The organism is Streptomyces sp. NPDC005435 (genome assembly GCF_040703155.1).
Lineage (GTDB): Bacteria > Actinomycetota > Actinomycetes > Streptomycetales > Streptomycetaceae > Streptomyces.
On the sequence record NZ_JBEXEQ010000010.1, the window covers coordinates 242348 to 258835 of the forward strand.

A 16488-nucleotide genomic window follows, 5' to 3' on the forward strand; every position below is an offset into this window, starting at 1 on the left:
GGGGGAGATCCGGTTCACCGCCTGAGTGGCGAGGACTTGAGCATGGGATCACTTCCGCACCTCGGTGGAGAGGGCGTCGGCCGGCGCGACCTGATCAAGCGTTCGGCGGCGATTGGCCTGATCGCGGCACCCGGTATGGGACTGCTGTCGGCCTGCGCGAGCAGCGGGGGCGACGCGCAGGGCAAGGCGAAGGCAGGCGAGAAGACCAAGAAGAACCCACTCGGTGTCAACAAGAGCGCGGGGATGGAATTCGTCCTCTTCGACGGCGGTTTCGGCAAGGAGTACGCCGAGGACGCGGTGAAGATCTACGAGAAGGACTTCCCCGGCGCCAAGGTGAAGTTCTCCGCCACCCAGAAGATCCAGTCCACGCTCCAGTCCCGCTTCAACCAGGGCAACCCGCCGGACCTCATCGACAACTCCGGCGCGGAGCAGATGGACATGGGCGTCCTGGTCGGCAAGAAGCAGCTCGCCGACCTCACCCCGCTGCTCGACGCGCCGTCGTACGACGACCCCTCGAAGAAGGTCCGCGACACCCTGCGCCCGGGCATCGTGGAGATGGGCCAGTTCGACGGCGACCCGGTCTGGATCATGTACTACGCCTACACGGTGTACGGCGTCTGGTACTCGCAGAAGGCGCTCGACTCGCTCGACGAGAAGTACCCCGAGACCTGGGACGAGATGCTCAAGGTCTGCGCCAAGGCCAAGAAGAAGGGCATCGCGGGCTGGACGTACGCGGGCAAGTACCCGTACTACATCCCCTTCTCGCTCTACCCGATGATCGGCAAGGTGGGCGGGCGCGACGTGCTCGACGCCATCGACAACCTGGAGCCGAACGCCTGGAAGCACCCCGCGGTCAAGGCGTGTTTCGAGGCCTACTACGAGCTGTACAAGAAGGGGTACATCCTGCGCGGCACCCCGGGGCTCGACCACATCCAGTCGCAGACCGCGTGGGCCAAGGGCGAGGCGCTGTTCATCCCCAACGGCTCCTGGGTGGAGAACGAGTCGGCCAACGTCATCCCGGCCGACTTCGACCTCGCGGTGTCGGCGCCGACCGGCATCGACAGCTCGGACAAGCTGCCCTTCGGCACCATCTGGGCCTCCGGCGGTGAACCCTTCGTCGTCCCCGCCAAGGCGGCCAACGCCGAGGGAGGTATGGAGCAGCTGCGCATCATGCTGTCCGAGGCGTCCTCGAAGAACTTCACCGCCAAGGTGAAGTCGCTGACCGCGTTCAACGGCGGCACCGACGGCATCACCCTCACGCCCGGCCTCAAGTCCGGTGTGGCGGCGCTGGAGAAGGCCGGCACGAACGTGGTGAACCCGCGCATCCCCGACTGGTACGTCCAGCTGGAGAAGGAGAAGATCGGCGTCTCCGGGCTCGGCGAGATGATGGCCGGCCGGATCACCCCCGCCGAGGCGGTCAAGCGCATCCAGGGCTACGCCGACCAGGCCGCCAAGGACTCGTCGATCAAGCATTACAAGCACCAGTAACGCGGCTTCTCCCACCAGCGGCGGCATCTGACCACAGATCGGGGTCGGCAGCAATGCAGCACGGCAAGTACCGCTTCATCGTGGGGTTTCTGGCACTACCGCTGGGGCTCTACGCGCTCTTTGTCGTCTGGCCGTTCATCCAGTCCATCTACTACACGTTCACGGACTGGACCGGACTCAGCCCGGAATTCAAGACGGTCGGTTTCGACAACTATCGGCGGATGCTGCACGACGACATCTTCTGGAAGTCGCTGTGGCACAGTCTGCTGTTCGCGCTGGTGCTGCCGCTGGTGACGCTCGGCATGGCGCTGTTCTTCGCCTTCATGATCAATGTGGGCGGGCGGCGCCGCCGGGGCGGACCGGCGATCTCCGGAGTCCGGGGATCGGGTTTCTACAAGATCGTCTATTTCTTTCCGCAGGTGCTCTCGATCGCCATCGTGGCCCTGCTGTTCACCTTCGCCTACAACCCCGACACCGGGATGATCAATTCATTCCTGCGGGACATCGGGCTGGGGAGCCTCCAGCCGCTCTGGCTCGGTGATCCGTCCCTCGCGCTGTGGTGCGTGATGGCGGTGCTGGTGTGGTCCACGACCGGCTTCTTCGTGGTGCTGTTCTCGGCGGGCATGGCCTCGATCCCCGTCGAGCTGTACGAGGCGGCGCTCCTGGACGGCGCGAGCCGCGTCGCCACCTTCTTCCGCGTCACCCTGCCGCTGCTGTGGGACACCGTGCAGTCCGGCTGGGTCTACATGGGCATCCTCGCGCTCGGGGCCGAGTCCTTCGCGGTCGTCCAGATCATGACGACCGGCCCGGGCGGCCCCGACTACTCGACCACCGTGCTGGTCCTGTACGTGTACCAGAAGGCGTTCCGGGACGGTCAGGCCGCCTACGCCACCACCATCGGCGTCGCCCTCCTCGTCGTCACCCTCGCGTTCGCCGCGATCGTGATGCGGCTGGGCCGCCGCGAGCGGCTGGAGTACTGAGAGCGATGAAGACGACCGAGCCCCCTGCCCCGCTGCCGGCCGAACGCGGCCCGGCAGTCACCAAGTCGGACACGACCGGGGCGCGGCCCGGCCGCCGGAAGGAGACCGAGGGCGCGGTCCTCAACGTCTTCTCCCACGGCGTGCTGGTCATCTGGGCGATCCTGGTGGTGCTGCCGCTGGCGTGGGCGGTGATGACCTCGTTCAAGGACGACAACTCGATCCTCACCTCGCCCTGGTCGCTGCCCACCCGGCTGCACTTCGACAACTGGTCGCGGGCCTGGACCGGGGCCAACATGAGCGACTACTTCCTCAACACCGTTCTGGTGGTGGGTGGTTCACTCATCGGCACGATGGTCCTGGGCTCGATGGCGGCCTATGTGCTGGCCCGCTTCGACTTCCCCGGGAACCGGTTCGTCTACTACCTGTTCGTCGGCGGCATGAGCTTCCCGGTGATGCTCGCGCTGGTCCCGCTGTTCTACGTCGTGAACAACATGGGCCTGCTGAACACGATCCACGGGCTGATCCTGGTCTACATCGCCTACTCGCTGCCGTTCACGGTGTTCTTCCTGACGGCGTTCTTCCGCACGCTGCCCACCTCGGTCGCGGAGGCGGCCTTCGTCGACGGCGCCTCGCACAGCCGGACCTTCTTCCAGATCATGCTGCCGATGGCCAGGCCCGGACTGATCAGCGTCGCGATCTTCAACTTCCTCGGTCAGTGGAACCAGTACATGCTCCCGACGGTCCTGAACACCGACCCGGACAAAAAGGTGCTCACCCAGGGACTCGTGCAGCTCGCGGTCAGCCAGGGCTACAAGGGCGACTGGTCCGGACTGTTCGCCGGGCTGGTCATGGCGATGCTGCCGGTGCTGGCGGCGTACATCGTCTTCCAGCGGCAGGTCGTCTCCGGACTGACGGCGGGAGCGCTCAAGTAGGATCACACACCGTGTGGAGTCGATCACTCACCCGATGTCGTAGCTTCTGACGGCGATTTCCGTCAAGGACTTGACTGCGGGAACCCCTTCGGCACAGCTTGGAGTTCATAACTTGTAAGTGGCCCGGTTCCGCAGATGTGACCTGGGCCACGGGCGGCGATGGGGCCGCCCGGCCGATGGCGGGAGTGAATGGGTCGATGGAGACTCCGGGGTCGCAGTCGTCGCTGCACCGAGCCAACCTGGAAAGAGTCGTACGGGCGGTGCGGCTGGCCGGGTCGCTCACGCAGGCCGAGATCGCCCGCACGACCGGTCTGTCCGCCGCGACGGTCTCCAACATCGTGCGGGAGCTGAAGGATCACGGCACCGTGGAGGTCACGCCCACGTCGGCCGGCGGCCGGCGGGCCCGCAGCGTCTCGCTGAGCGGGGACGCGGGGATAGTGATCGGCATCGACTTCGGGCACACGCACCTGCGCGTCGCGATCGGCAACCTCGCGCACCAGGTGCTCGCCGAGGAGTCCGAGCCGCTGGACGTGGACGCCTCCTCCGCGCAGGGCTTCGACCGGGCCGAGGAACTGGTCGACCGGCTGATCGCGGCGACCGGGGTGGACCGGTCCAAGATCGCCGGGGTGGGTCTCGGCGTACCGGGCCCGATCGACGTGGAGTCGGGCACCCTCGGCTCGACCTCGATCCTGCCGGGCTGGGGCGGCACCAAACCCGCCGACGAGCTGCGCGAACGCCTCGGCGTCCCGGTCCACGTGGACAACGACGCCAATCTCGGGGCCCTCGGCGAGCTGGTCTGGGGCAGCGGCAAGGGCGTGCGCGACCTGGCCTACATCAAGGTGGCCAGCGGGGTCGGGGCCGGTCTGGTGATCGACGGCAAGATCTACCGGGGTCCCGGGGGGACGGCCGGTGAGATCGGGCACATCACGATCGACGAGTCGGGCCCGGTGTGCCGCTGCGGCAACCGGGGCTGCCTGGAGACCTTCACCGCCGCGCGGTACGTCCTGCCGCTGCTTCAGCCGAGCCATGGCAGCGCGCTGACCATGGAGGGCGTCGTGCGTCTCGCGCGGGACGGAGACCCCGGCTGCCGGCGTGTGATCGCCGACGTGGGGCGGCACGTGGGCAGCGGAGTGGCCAATCTGTGCAACCTGCTGAACCCCAGCCGGGTCGTCCTGGGCGGCGATCTGGCCGAGGCCGGCGAACTGGTCCTCGGGCCCATCCGGGAGGCCGTGGGACGCTATGCGATTCCCAGTGCGAGCCGTCAACTGTCTATTCTTCCAGGGGCACTTGGCGGTCGCGCGGAAGTGCTCGGCGCCCTCGCCCTCGCGCTCAGCGAAATGGGCGATTCGACCCTTCTGGACGGTTCTGCGACAGCCGCCCTGCCTGTCGTCGCGCCTGCGTTCACTTAAACAACGATTGGCACCGTTGCCATCTCGTTAAGAATTTACTTCTTGACGCCGAACGCGTGGCCGAGTTGACTTCCAGCCACCTCGGCCGCAACGACGCGGCCTCGTCAGGGAGGTTTCTGAAGTGAACACGCGTATGCGTCGTGCGGCCTTCGCCGTTGCTGCTGGTGCCATGGCCGTCTCTCTCGCCGCCTGTGGCAGCGCCAAGGAGTCCACCGGTGGCGCCTCGAAGACCGCTGACACCAAGAAGGGCGACGCGATCAAGGTCGGTCTGCTCCTTCCGGAGAACCAGACCGCGCGTTACGAGAAGTTCGACCGTCCGCTGATCGAGAAGAAGGTCTCGGAGCTGACGAACGGCAAGGGCAAGGTCGTCTACGCCAACGCCAAGCAGGACGCGACGCTGCAGAGCCAGCAGGTCGACACCATGATCACCAACAAGGTGGACGTCCTGGTGATCGACGCGGTGGACGCCGCGGCCATCAAGAACTCGGTCCAGAAGGCCCACGAGGCGGGCATCCCCGTCGTGGCCTACGACCGCCTGGCGCAGGGCCCGATCGCCGCCTACACCTCGTTCGACAACGAGACCGTCGGCAAGACCCAGGGCGAGGCGCTCCTCAAGGCGCTGGGCTCCAAGGCCAAGTCCGGCAAGATCGTCATGATGAACGGCTCCTCCACCGACCCGAACGCCGCGCAGTTCAAGAAGGGCGCCCACGAGGTGCTCGACGGCAAGGTCAAGGTCGGCAAGGAGTACGACACCAAGGAGTGGAAGCCGGAGAACGCCAACTCCAACATGGAGGGCGCGATCTCCGCTCTGGGCAAGAAGAACATCGTCGGCGTCTACTCCGCCAACGACGGTATGGCCGGCGGTATCATCACCGCCCTCAAGCAGGCCGGCATCAACGTCCCGGTCACCGGCCAGGACGCGGAGCTCGCGGGTGTCCAGCGCATCGTCGCCGGTGAGCAGTTCATGAGCGTCTACAAGCCGTACGCCCCGGAGGCCGCCGCCGCCGCCGAGATGGCCGTGGACCTCGCCCAGGGCAAGTCGCTCGACTCCGTCGCCAAGGACAAGGTCGACAGCCCCACCACGAAGGGCGTCCCCTCGGTCCTCGTCGCCGTCACCTCGCTGACGAAGGACAACATCAAGGACACCGTCATCAAGGACGGCGTCTACACCGTGGCCGACATCTGCACGGCCCAGTACAAGGCCGCCTGCGCGAAGGCCGGCCTGAAGTAAGCCGCCGCCCCGCCCGGGGCCGGACCCGCTCGACGAGTCCCGCCCCCGGCCGGGCCGCAGGCCGGCAGGCCGCAAGGCCGTACGGCCGCATCAGGCTCCCTCCGGCGCCCCGCGCCTTCACACAGCCCCGCAAGCTCGTCGCGGGGCGCCGGACGGAATTCCCCCAAACTTCTGCACAACCTCCCGCCGGGTCAGGCGGCGAAGGAGTTGGTTCACGTGTCCGCTACGCCCGTGCTGGCGTTGCGCGGAGTCTCCAAGCGGTTCGGTGCCGTCCAGGCGCTCACCGATGTCACGCTGGAGATCCACGCCGGTGAGGTGGTCGCCCTGGTGGGCGACAACGGTGCCGGAAAGTCCACGCTGGTGAAGACGATCGCCGGTGTGCACCCCATCGACGAGGGCGTCATCGAGTGGGAGGGCAGGACTGTCCAGGTCAACAAGCCCCACGACGCCCAGAACCTGGGCATCGCCACGGTGTACCAGGACCTCGCGCTGTGCGACAACATCGACGTCGTCGGCAACCTCTACCTCGGCCGGGAGCTCCGCCGCAGCGGAGTGCTGGACGAGGTGGAGATGGAGCGGCGTTCGCGCGAGCTGCTGGACCAGCTCTCGATCCGCATCCCCAGCGTCCGCATCCCGATCGCCTCGCTCTCCGGCGGTCAGCGCCAGGTCGTGGCCATCGCCCGCTCCATGCTCGGCGAGCCCAAGCTGGTGATCCTCGACGAGCCCACCGCCGCGCTGGGCGTCGAGCAGACCGCCCAGGTTCTCGACCTCGTCGAGCGGCTGCGGGAGCGCGGCCATGCCGTGATCCTCATCAGCCACAACATGGCCGACGTCAAGGCGGTCGCCGACAAGGTGGCCGTTCTGCGACTGGGCCGCAACAACGGCGTCTTCGAGGTCAAGTCGACCTCTCAGGAAGAGATCATCTCCGCCATCACCGGCGCCACGGACAATGCCGTCACCCGTCGTGCGGCGCGCACCAATGGGGAGAGCACGAAGTGAGCATCGACAAGACCCCCACGCCCTCCGGGGGCGCGGCCGTGGCGAACCCGGAGGCCGCTCCCGGCGCCGGTGTCGCCGTGGACCCCCGGCTGCTGGTACGCGAGCAGGGACTCGCGGGCTACGTCGGCGAGTTCAAGCGCAAGATGAAGGCCGGCGACCTGGGCTCGATGCCCGTCGTCGTCGGACTCATCGTCATCTGGATCATCTTCCAGAGCCTGAACTCCAACTTCCTCACCGCGGGCAACCTCTCCGACATCTCCGTCGCCATGGTCGGCACGGGCATGATCGCCGTCGGTATCGTGTTCGTCCTGCTGCTCGGTGAGATCGACCTCTCGGTCGGCTCCCTCTCCGGTGTCGCGGGCGCCACCTTCGCGGTGCTGAACATCACCCACGGCATGAACGAGGTGCTGGCCTTCGTGCTGGCGATCCTCACCGGCGCCGTCGCCGGCGCCGTCCAGGGCTTCTTCTTCGCCAAGATCGGTGTGCCCGCCTTCGCGGTCACCCTGGCGGGTCTGCTGTTCTGGAACGGCCTCATGCTCAAGATCCTGGGCGACAACGGCACGATCAACCTCAACAGCGACGGCCTCGTGGCCAACCTGACGAGCTACTACTTCTCCGACGTGGCCGCCGCCTACGGTCTGGCCGCCGCGGTGACCGTGCTCTTCTTCCTCAACTCGTTCTTCGCCAACAAGCGCCGCGAGGCGGCCGGTGTGCCGTCGAAGCCGCTGAGCGAGACGATTCTGCGCACGGTGCTGCTGGGTGTCCTCGCCTTCGCCGTCGCGATCGTGTTCAACCAGTACAAGGGCCTGCCCCTGGCTGTCGTGATCTTCGTCGCGGTCCTCTTCGTCACCGACTTCGTGCTGCGCCGCACGGCCTACGGCCGCAAGGTGTTCGCGCTCGGCGGCAGCGTCGAGGCATCCCGCCGCGCCGGTATCAACGTGGACCTGGTCCGCATCTCGGTGTTCGCCATCTCCGGCACCTTCGCGGCGCTGGGCGGTCTGTTCATCGCCTCCAAGATCGCGTCCGCCAACCAGGGCGCCGGCGGCGGTGACCTGCTGATGAACGCCATCGCGGCGGCCGTCATCGGTGGTACGTCCCTCTTCGGCGGCCGCGGCCGCACCTGGAACGCGCTCCTCGGTGTGCTGGTCATCGTCTCGATCCAGTACGGCCTGGCCCTCCAGGGCATCCCCTCTCCGGTGCAGTACATGATCACCGGTGGTGTCCTGCTGGCGACCGTCGTCATCGACGCCGTCACCCGCAAGACCCAGAAGTCGGCCGGCCGCGCGTAAGCGCGGCTGGCTCAGAGGCCCGGCGCAACGGAGCGCCGGGCCTCTTCGGCGTCTCCGGCCGCTCCGTCTGCCTGGTGAAACAACCATGGGCACGCCCGGACACCGGCGGCCGGAGCGGAACATTAGACTCATCAAGCCCGGCAACAGCTCGATCAGCTCTTATCTGCAAGGAGGCACGGGTGCCGCTGCTGACCCGCATCACGGGACCGCGCGATCTGGACCGGCTCACTCTGGAGGAGCTGAACCAGCTGGCGGAGGAGATCCGGACCTTCCTCGTCGAGGCCGTCTCCAAGACCGGCGGCCACCTCGGCCCCAACCTCGGTGTGGTCGAGCTGACCATCGCGATGCACCGGGTGTTCCACTCGCCCAAGGACAAGGTGCTGTGGGACACCGGCCACCAGTCCTACGTGCACAAGCTGCTCACGGGCCGCCAGGACTTCTCCCGCCTGAAGATGAAGGGCGGCCTGTCCGGCTACCCCGCGCAGGCGGAGTCCGAGCACGACGTCATCGAGAACAGCCACGCCTCCACGGTGCTCGGCTGGGCCGACGGCATCGCCAAGGCCAACGAGCTGAAACAGCGCGACAGCCACGTCGTCGCCGTCATCGGTGACGGCGCCCTGACCGGCGGCATGGCCTGGGAGGCGCTCAACAACATCGCCGAGGCCAAGGACCGCCCGCTCGTCATCGTCGTCAACGACAACGAGCGCTCCTACGCGCCCACCATCGGCGGCCTCGCCAACCACCTGGCCACCCTGCGCACCACCGACGGCTACGAGCGCTTCCTCGCCCGTACCAAGGACCTGCTCGACCGCACCCCGGTCGTCGGCCGCCCGCTCTACGACACCCTGCACGGCGCCAAGAAGGGCCTGAAGGACTTCATCGCCCCGCAGGGCATGTTCGAGGACCTCGGCCTGAAGTACGTCGGCCCGATCGACGGTCACGACATCGAGGCGCTGGAGTCCGCGCTGGCCCGCGCCAAGCGGTTCGGCGGCCCGGTCATCGTGCACTGCCTCACCGAGAAGGGCCGCGGCTACCAGCCCGCCCTCCAGGACGAGGCCGACCGCTTCCACGCCGTCGGCAAGATCCACCCCGACACCGGCCTGCCGATCGCCACCTCCGGCGCCGACTGGACCTCCGTCTTCGGCGACGAGATGGTCAAGCTCGGCGAGGAGCGCGAGGACGTCGTCGCCATCACGGCGGCCATGCTCCAGCCGGTCGGCCTGGACAAGTTCGCCAAGCGCTTCCCCGACCGCGTCTACGACGTGGGCATCGCCGAGCAGCACGGCGCCGTCTCCGCCGCCGGTCTCGCGCACGGCGGGGTGCACCCCGTCTTCGCCGTCTACGCCACCTTCCTCAACCGCGCCTTCGACCAGGTCCTGATGGACGTCGCCCTGCACAAGTGCGGCGTCACCTTCGTCCTGGACCGCGCGGGCGTCACCGGCACCGACGGCGCCTCCCACAACGGCATGTGGGACATGTCGATCCTCCAGGTGGTCCCCGGGCTGCGGCTGGCCGCGCCGCGCGACGCCGACCAGGTGCGCGCCCAGCTGCGCGAGGCCGTCGCCGTGGAGGACGCGCCGACCGTGGTCCGCTTCTCCAAGGGCGCCGTCGGCCCCGCCGTACCCGCCCTGCGCAAGGTGGGCGGCATGGACGTGCTGCGCGAGCCCGGCGCCGACCGGCCCGACGTGCTCCTGGTCTCCGTCGGCGCGCTCGCCCCGATGTGCCTGGAGATCGCGGACCTGCTCGACAAGCAGGGCATCTCCACCACCGTCGTCGACCCCCGCTGGGTCAAGCCGGTCGACGAGGCCATGGCCCCGCTCGCCAACGAGCACCGGGTCGTCGTCACCGTGGAGGACAACAGCCGCGTCGGCGGGGTCGGCTCCGCCGTCGCCCAGGCGCTGCGCGACGCGGGCGTGGACGTGCCGCTGCGCGACTTCGGCATCCCGCCGCGCTTCCTCGACCACGCCTCGCGCGCCGAGGTCATGGCCGAGATCGGGCTGACCGCGCCGGACATCGCGCGTCAGGTCACCGGCCTGGTCGCCAAGCTCGACGGCCGCTTCGAGGACAGCGCCGCCGCCGTGGAGTCCGCGCGCGACTAGCCGGCACAAGAGCGCGCGGGCGGACGCGCGCTCCATGAACAACCCTTCGGGCCGGTTTCGCCGCCTCTCCAGGTGGCGGAACCGGCCCGCCTGCGTGAACCTGCCAGTGCCGGGCACACGCATCCCCGGCCCTCTCGATCATGTCGAGGTCGACGAGCGTGGGAGGTAGGTACGTGTGAGCACGCTCTTCCGGACGAAGAACGTCGAGCAGTCCATCCGGGACACCGAGGAACCGGAGCATTCCCTCAAGAAGTCCCTCTCCGCCCTCGACCTGACCGTCTTCGGCGTCGGAGTCATCATCGGCACCGGCATCTTCGTCCTCACCGGCCAGGTGGCGAAGAACAACGCGGGCCCCGCGGTGGCGCTCTCCTTCGTCGTGGCCGGCATCGTCTGCGGCCTGGCCGCGCTCTGCTACGCCGAGTTCGCCTCCACGGTCCCGGTGGCCGGGTCCGCGTACACCTTCTCGTACGCCTCCCTGGGCGAACTGCCCGCCTGGATCATCGGCTGGGACCTGGTCCTGGAGTTCGCGCTGGGCACGGCGGTGGTGGCGGTCGGCTGGTCCGGCTACATCCGCTCGCTGCTCGACAGCTGGGGCGCGACCCTGCCCCCGTACCTCTCGGGCCGCGACGGCGCGAGCGGGTTCGGCTTCGACATCCTGGCCGCCGCACTCGTGCTGCTGCTGACGGTCGTCCTCGTCGTGGGCATGAAGCTCTCGGCGCGGATCACCTCCGTGGTCGTCGCCATCAAGGTGATCGTGGTGCTCATCGTGATCATCGGCGGCGCCTTCTTCGTCACGGGCTCCAACTACCACCCGTTCATCCCTCCGGCCCAGCCGGCCGAGGCGGGCGGCGACCTCAGCGCGCCGCTCATCCAGCTGATGTTCGGCTGGGCCCCGGCCAACTTCGGGGTGATGGGCATCTTCACCGCCGCCTCGGTGGTGTTCTTCGCGTTCATCGGCTTCGACATCGTCGCCACCGCCGCCGAGGAGACCCGCAATCCGCAGCGGGACATGCCGCGCGGCATCCTCGGCTCGCTGATCATCTGCACCCTGCTCTACGTCGCCGTGTCCATCGTGGTGACCGGGATGGTGAAGTACGACAAGCTGTCGATCGAGGCGCCGCTCGCGGACGCCTTCAAATCGCTCGGCCATCCCTGGTTCGCGGGGGTCATCAGCTTCGGCGCGGTGATCGGTCTGACGACCGTGTGCATGATCCTGCTGCTCGGGCAGACCCGGGTGTTCTTCGCGATGAGCCGGGACGGGCTGCTGCCCCGCTTCTTCTCCCGCGTCCACCCGCGCTTCCGCACCCCGCACCGGCCGACCATCCTGCTCGGCGTGATCATCGCCGTCATCGCGGGCTTCACCAGCCTGAGCGAGCTGGCCGAGCTGGTGAACATCGGCACGCTGTTCGCGTTCGTCGTCGTCGCGCTCAGCGTGATCATCCTGCGCAGGACCCGCCCCGACCTGCCCCGCGCGTTCCGCACCCCGTGGGTGCCGTTCCTGCCGATCGTCTCGGTGTGCGCCTCGCTGTGGCTGATGGTCAACCTGCCCGCCGAGACCTGGCTCCGCTTCGCCATCTGGATGGCGATCGGCTTCGTCGTCTACTTCGTCTACGGCCGCACCCACAGCCGCCTGGCGGTACGGGCGCGGGAGGAGGCGGCGGAGAAGCCCTCGGGAGGCGCCGGCTGAGAGCGGGCGCGGGCGGGGCGCAGCCCAGTGCCGTACGGGGGCGCTCAGCCCAGTGCCGTACGAGGGCCGGACACGTCCGCGCCCAGCTCGCCCACCCGGCGCCGCAGTTCGCGGTCGGCCGTGACCACGAGACGGTCGCGGCCGTCCGCGTCGGCGACCAGCTCCACGATCCAGTCGTCGCCGCTGCCGGGCGCGGACTCCACCCGTACGCCGGGGACGGACTCCACGCCGCGCGCGGCGCCCTCCACGACGAGCACGATCTCCACGTCGTCGGTCCGCCCGGGCAGCCCGTCGGAGGCCAGCCGGTCGCGCAGCCGCTCGGCGGCGCCCTTGCGGTCGCGCCACCAGCCGTCGGGCCGTGAACCGACGACGTTCGCGCAGTCCACGATCGCGAGGAGGGTGCCGTCCTGGTCAGCGTTGCCTTGCACGTCGTCCATGACTCCAGCGTCCCACTCCCGGGCCCAGGGGGCGCGGGAGGGCGCCCGGACCGGGCCGTTTATGGTGATTCCGTGAACGGCGACTGGCTCATATGCGGACGCGACGGGCGGCTCGGTGCCTATCTGCTCTCGGGCGACGCCGTCCTGTGCCGGGCGGAACGCGGCCCCGGCGGCGGCTGGAGCGCACCGCGCAGGGCGGGCGGCGACCAGCGGCTGCACCCCGTCCTGGCCGTCGGACAGGGCGCCGACGGCTACGCCCACCTCGTCTCCTGGCGCCCCACGGCGAAGGGCGAGGCGGCCCTGGTGCACTCGACCCACTTCCGCGCCCATCTCGCCCCGCTCGACTGGACCCCCATCGGCCACCCCGACAAGAAGGGCCCGCGCACCGGCACCCCGGCCGTCGCCGTGGACGCCCAGGGCCGCGCCCATGTCTTCGTCCGCAACGACGGCGGCGGGGTGAGCATGACCGTGCAGAAGGAGAAGGGCGGCTGGGAGCCCTGGAAGGACCTCAAGGGCCATGACGTCCAGGACCGCCCGGCGGCGGTGACGGGGGAGTCCGGCCGTATCGAGCTGTACGCGGCGGTGCCCGGCGGCATCCTGCACTGGCGTCAGGAGAAGGCGGGCGCCGAACCGGTCCTCAAGGAGGCCCTGGAGACCCCGGTCCGCCCCGGCACCCTGTACGCGCTGGCCACCTCGCCGGGGCACACGACCCTCTTCTACACGGACGACTCCGGCGCCCTGCACGCCTGGCGGCCCGGCGCCGAGCCCGCCGCGCTGCTGACCGCCGCCGGACCGGGCCCGGTGACCGCCGTCCGCTGCACGCTCGACGGCCACGACTGCACCCTGCTGGCCCAGCGCACCGCGAACTCCCGCGTGGCGTTCGCGGCGTACCCCACGGAGCTGGAGTCGGCCGGCGCCTGGTGGGCCGAGTCGGGCCCGCGGCTGGCCGAGGACGCGGTGGTGTCGCTGGCGACGGACGAGTTCGGCCGTACGGTCGCGGCCGCGCTGTCCCCCTCCACCGGGCGGCTGCTGCTGACGCGCCGCAAGGACGAGCCGGGGCTCGCGCTGGAGGCGTGGCGCGAGGTCTGAGCGGACCGGGGCCCCGCCGGACCGGGCGAAGCCCCGCCGCGCTTACGGGGTCTCGCCGCCCCGGGCCGGGGACTTCTTGGCGGAGGCGGGGATCGCCGTGTCGCTGCGGACGGCCTTCCACAGCTGGGTGGCCTGCGGGTCGGCGGCCACGACCCGGTTGGGGTCCTGGGTGTCGTAGCGCACCGGGAGCATGATCGTCTCCATGGTCTCGGGGTCGACGCCGTTCATGCTGCGGCTGAACTCCGCGAGCTTGGTGAGGGAGTCGAGCCCGGAGTCGGTCGTGAGTGACTGGGTGAGCTTGTCCGCGACGGTGTACGCCTTGGTGGGGCTGCCCAGCAGGTCCTGCTTCTTGATCTCGGAGAGCAGCGAGATCAGGAACTTCTGCTGGAGCCCGATGCGCCCGAGGTCGCTGCCGTCGCCGATGCCGTGCCGGGTGCGCACGAACTGCAGCGCCTGCGTGCCCGTCAGCCGGGTCGTGCCCGCCTTCAGGTCCAGGCCGCTGGAGGAGTCGTGGATGTCGCGGTCCACGGTGACGGGCACGCCGCCTATCGCGTCCACCAGCCCCTGGAAGCCGGCGAAGTCGATCTCCACGAAGTGGTCGAGCCGCACGCCCGACATCTGCTCGACCGTCTTGACCACACACGCCGGACCGGCCACCGAGTAGACCGAGTTGAACATGACGCGCTTGGCCGAGGGCAGCTGCTTGCCGCTCCGGCCCGTGCACTCGGGCCTGGTCACCAGGGTGTCGCGCGGAATGCTGATGGCGACGGCCTTCTTCCGCCCCTCGGGTATGTGAATCACCAGCGCGGTGTCCGAACGCGCCCCGGACACCTGCCCGGTGTGCAGCGCCGCGTTGGCCCCGGAACGCGAGTCGGAGCCGAGCACGAGCAGGTTCTGCCCCGAAGTCGGCTGCTTCTGCGGCCGGTTGTCACCGATGGCCTGGTCGAGGTCGACGCCCTTGATGTTGGAGTCGAGGCTGTCGTAGAGCCAGTAGCCCGTGCCGCCCGCCGCGACCAGGACGACGGCGAGGGCGATGAGGATCTTCCGGCCGGTACGGCGTTTGCGCTGCGGGGCCTCTCCGGTGCCGGGCCCGGCGGGCGTTCCGGGGGCGCTGTGCTGGGGCGTCGAGACGTGACTCATCCTGCTTCGAGTTCCTCGTGGGTCGTGCCCCGCGGGGCGGGGGGAAGTGGCGTGGGGAGGCGGAGGATCGACTGATCCTGTAGGAAAAGTGAGGCATCTGTAAACATCCGGCGCTGATGCGCCCGTTGTGCTAGCGCTCCTGATCGCGAATGATCGACACGCAAAGTGATCAAAGAGTCGCCCTGTGTCGCGCGAGGGGTGGGCGGCCTTGCGCCCCGGCCCGGTCAAAGCTGTCACATGTGGCGTCAACTCCCTTGCCGGACTTGAGGCTTGAACCCCCAGTGCACCGGTCGGCGACGGGTTACGCAGACATGAGCGGCGAAGTCGGCAAAAGGTTGTACGGAAGGTCTGTGATCATCCTCGCCGTGTATGGAGGGTGATCGCGCGTCGACACTTAGTTGAAGCGTTGTTAAAGTTCACCACCTCATGTGATGGTTCTGTGAAACACCAGGTACGTGCGTGAGAAACCCGTCGGGCGCCCTTCGCGCGACGGAAGATCTTGTCCCGTCCGGCGCGTATCTGAGGGGTTATGGCCGATCTGTCGCTGCGGGCGGTACAGAAGCTGACGTGTAAGAAGCGCGATGCGTGGTGGACCGTGTTCCTGGTCGACCCGCTCGCCACCCGGCTGCTGATGGTGGTGGCCCGCTTCCGGTTCATCACCCCCAACGGGGTCACCTGGGCCGCGCTCTTCGTCGGACTCGCTTCGGCGGTCTTCTTCCTCGAAGGGGACACCGCCTCCCTCGTCGTCGGCGCGCTGCTCTACCACTTCAGCTTCGTCCTCGACTGCATCGACGGGAAGCTCGCCCGCCTCAAGGGCAACGGCTCCGTCTTCGGCGGCTGGCTCGACTACGTCTTCGACCGCGTCCGCGTGCTGGCCTGTGCCCTCGCGCTGATGGGCGGTCAGTATCTGCGCACCGACGACCCGCGCTTCCTGCTGGCCGCGCTCGGCGTCGTCTTCCTCGACATGCTGCGCTACCTGGACGCCCTGCAGATCTACAAGATGCGCCAGTCCATGCGCACCCGGCTCGAACGCACCGCCGCGGCACGGGCCGAGGCCGAGCGCGCCGAGCGCGACGCACGGGGCGAGGGCCGGCTGGTCTTCATGGAGGACCTGCTGCGCGACAACCCGGCCACCCCCGTGGAGACCCTCCGCGCGAAGGCCGAGGCCCCGGTCGTCGACCTGCACGAGCAGTTCCGGGACCAGTTCCCCTGGTACACCCGCGTCCGCCGCGCCATGCTGCGCACCCGGATACGCCCGCATCTGTTCAGCGGCATCGAATTCCAGATGTTCGTGTTCATCGTGGGCCCGCTGCTCGGCAGCATCCTGTGGACCACAGCCGCCTCGGCCGCCCTGCTGCTGGCCTTCGAGCTGTTCATCATGTACAAGTTCTGGCTCTCCACGCGCGACTTCAACCGGGTCGTACGGGACATGACGACCGACCGGGCCCCGGCGCCGGCCCCCGCCCCCGCCGAGCCCGTGTGGACCGAGCCGACCCCGGCTCCCGAGGGCGCCCCCGCCCCCGAGGCCGCCTGGACCGAGCCCGCCCCGGACCCCGCCTGGACCGAGCCCGCCCAGGACCCCGCCTCCGTCCCCTCCTGGGCCCGGCCCGAGGTCCCGCTCGCCGCGGGCGTCCCCAGCCAGCCGCAGCACGGCGCCGAGGACCACTTCCCCTCCCGCGAGGAACGCCTCGGCTTCCCGCACCAGGAG

Annotated in this window: 12 protein-coding genes and 1 pseudogene; 11 read left to right on the plus strand and 2 right to left on the minus strand. The window is 69.1% G+C overall.

The window, feature by feature from the left end; all coding sequences use genetic code 11:
- Nucleotides 1-42 precede the first annotated feature (42 nt).
- The 9 genes from ngcE to AB0898_RS15415 all read left to right on the plus strand — a co-directional run bounded on the left by ngcE (nucleotide 43) and on the right by AB0898_RS15415 (nucleotide 12114).
- A complete protein-coding gene (gene ngcE, locus AB0898_RS15375; RefSeq protein WP_366803404.1) occupies nucleotides 43-1488 on the plus strand; it encodes an N-acetylglucosamine/diacetylchitobiose ABC transporter substrate-binding protein in 1446 nt (481 codons plus the stop codon).
- A 53-nt stretch (nucleotides 1489-1541) separates the two neighbouring features.
- Complete coding sequence (locus tag AB0898_RS15380; RefSeq protein ID WP_366803405.1) at nucleotides 1542-2468, plus strand: sugar ABC transporter permease; 927 nt, start codon at nucleotides 1542-1544, stop codon at nucleotides 2466-2468.
- Nucleotides 2469-2473: 5 nt separating this feature from the next.
- Nucleotides 2474-3400 (plus strand): carbohydrate ABC transporter permease, encoded by a 927-nt coding sequence (locus AB0898_RS15385; protein WP_366803406.1) that lies wholly within the window; start codon nucleotides 2474-2476, stop codon nucleotides 3398-3400.
- Between the two features lie 197 nt (nucleotides 3401-3597).
- Entirely contained in the window at nucleotides 3598-4809 is a 1212-nt protein-coding gene (locus tag AB0898_RS15390) for an ROK family transcriptional regulator (protein WP_161180595.1), read from the plus strand.
- Between the two features lie 133 nt (nucleotides 4810-4942).
- On the plus strand, nucleotides 4943-6040 hold the full coding sequence (locus AB0898_RS15395) for a substrate-binding domain-containing protein (protein ID WP_366803431.1): 1098 nt from the start codon (nucleotides 4943-4945) through the stop codon (nucleotides 6038-6040).
- A 207-nt stretch (nucleotides 6041-6247) separates the two neighbouring features.
- Entirely contained in the window at nucleotides 6248-7039 is a 792-nt protein-coding gene (locus AB0898_RS15400) for an ATP-binding cassette domain-containing protein (protein WP_366803407.1), read from the plus strand.
- On the plus strand, nucleotides 7036-8328 hold the full coding sequence (locus tag AB0898_RS15405; protein ID WP_366803408.1) for an ABC transporter permease subunit: 1293 nt from the start codon (nucleotides 7036-7038) through the stop codon (nucleotides 8326-8328). Before AB0898_RS15400 ends, AB0898_RS15405 begins: the two co-directional genes overlap by 4 nt.
- A gap of 179 nt (nucleotides 8329-8507) precedes the next feature.
- A complete protein-coding gene (gene dxs / locus AB0898_RS15410; protein WP_366803409.1) occupies nucleotides 8508-10427 on the plus strand; it encodes a 1-deoxy-D-xylulose-5-phosphate synthase in 1920 nt (639 codons plus the stop codon).
- 175 nt (nucleotides 10428-10602) lie between these two features.
- A complete protein-coding gene (locus tag AB0898_RS15415) occupies nucleotides 10603-12114 on the plus strand; it encodes an amino acid permease (protein WP_366803410.1) in 1512 nt (503 codons plus the stop codon).
- A 44-nt stretch (nucleotides 12115-12158) separates the two neighbouring features.
- Here the strand turns inward: AB0898_RS15415 and AB0898_RS15420 are convergent, their stop codons facing one another.
- A complete protein-coding gene (locus tag AB0898_RS15420; RefSeq protein ID WP_366803411.1) occupies nucleotides 12159-12551 on the minus strand; it encodes an NTP pyrophosphohydrolase in 393 nt (130 codons plus the stop codon).
- Between the two features lie 72 nt (nucleotides 12552-12623).
- Here AB0898_RS15420 and AB0898_RS15425 point away from each other — a divergent pair, with 72 nt between their 5' ends.
- The gene (locus AB0898_RS15425; RefSeq protein ID WP_366803412.1) at nucleotides 12624-13640 is read left to right on the plus strand and encodes a hypothetical protein; all 1017 of its coding nucleotides are present in this window, start codon (nucleotides 12624-12626) and stop codon (nucleotides 13638-13640) included.
- A gap of 42 nt (nucleotides 13641-13682) precedes the next feature.
- Here AB0898_RS15425 and AB0898_RS15430 read toward each other — a convergent pair whose 3' ends face one another.
- Nucleotides 13683-14780 carry an LCP family protein gene (locus AB0898_RS15430; RefSeq protein WP_366803413.1) on the minus strand — a complete coding sequence of 366 codons (1098 nt, stop codon included), beginning with the start codon at nucleotides 14778-14780 and terminating at the stop codon, nucleotides 13683-13685.
- 529 nt (nucleotides 14781-15309) lie between these two features.
- Between AB0898_RS15430 and AB0898_RS31865 the strand changes: the two are divergent.
- Nucleotides 15310-16233 (plus strand): annotated as a pseudogene (locus tag AB0898_RS31865) (CDP-alcohol phosphatidyltransferase family protein); the annotation flags it as partial.
- Nucleotides 16234-16488: the final 255 nt, after the last annotated feature.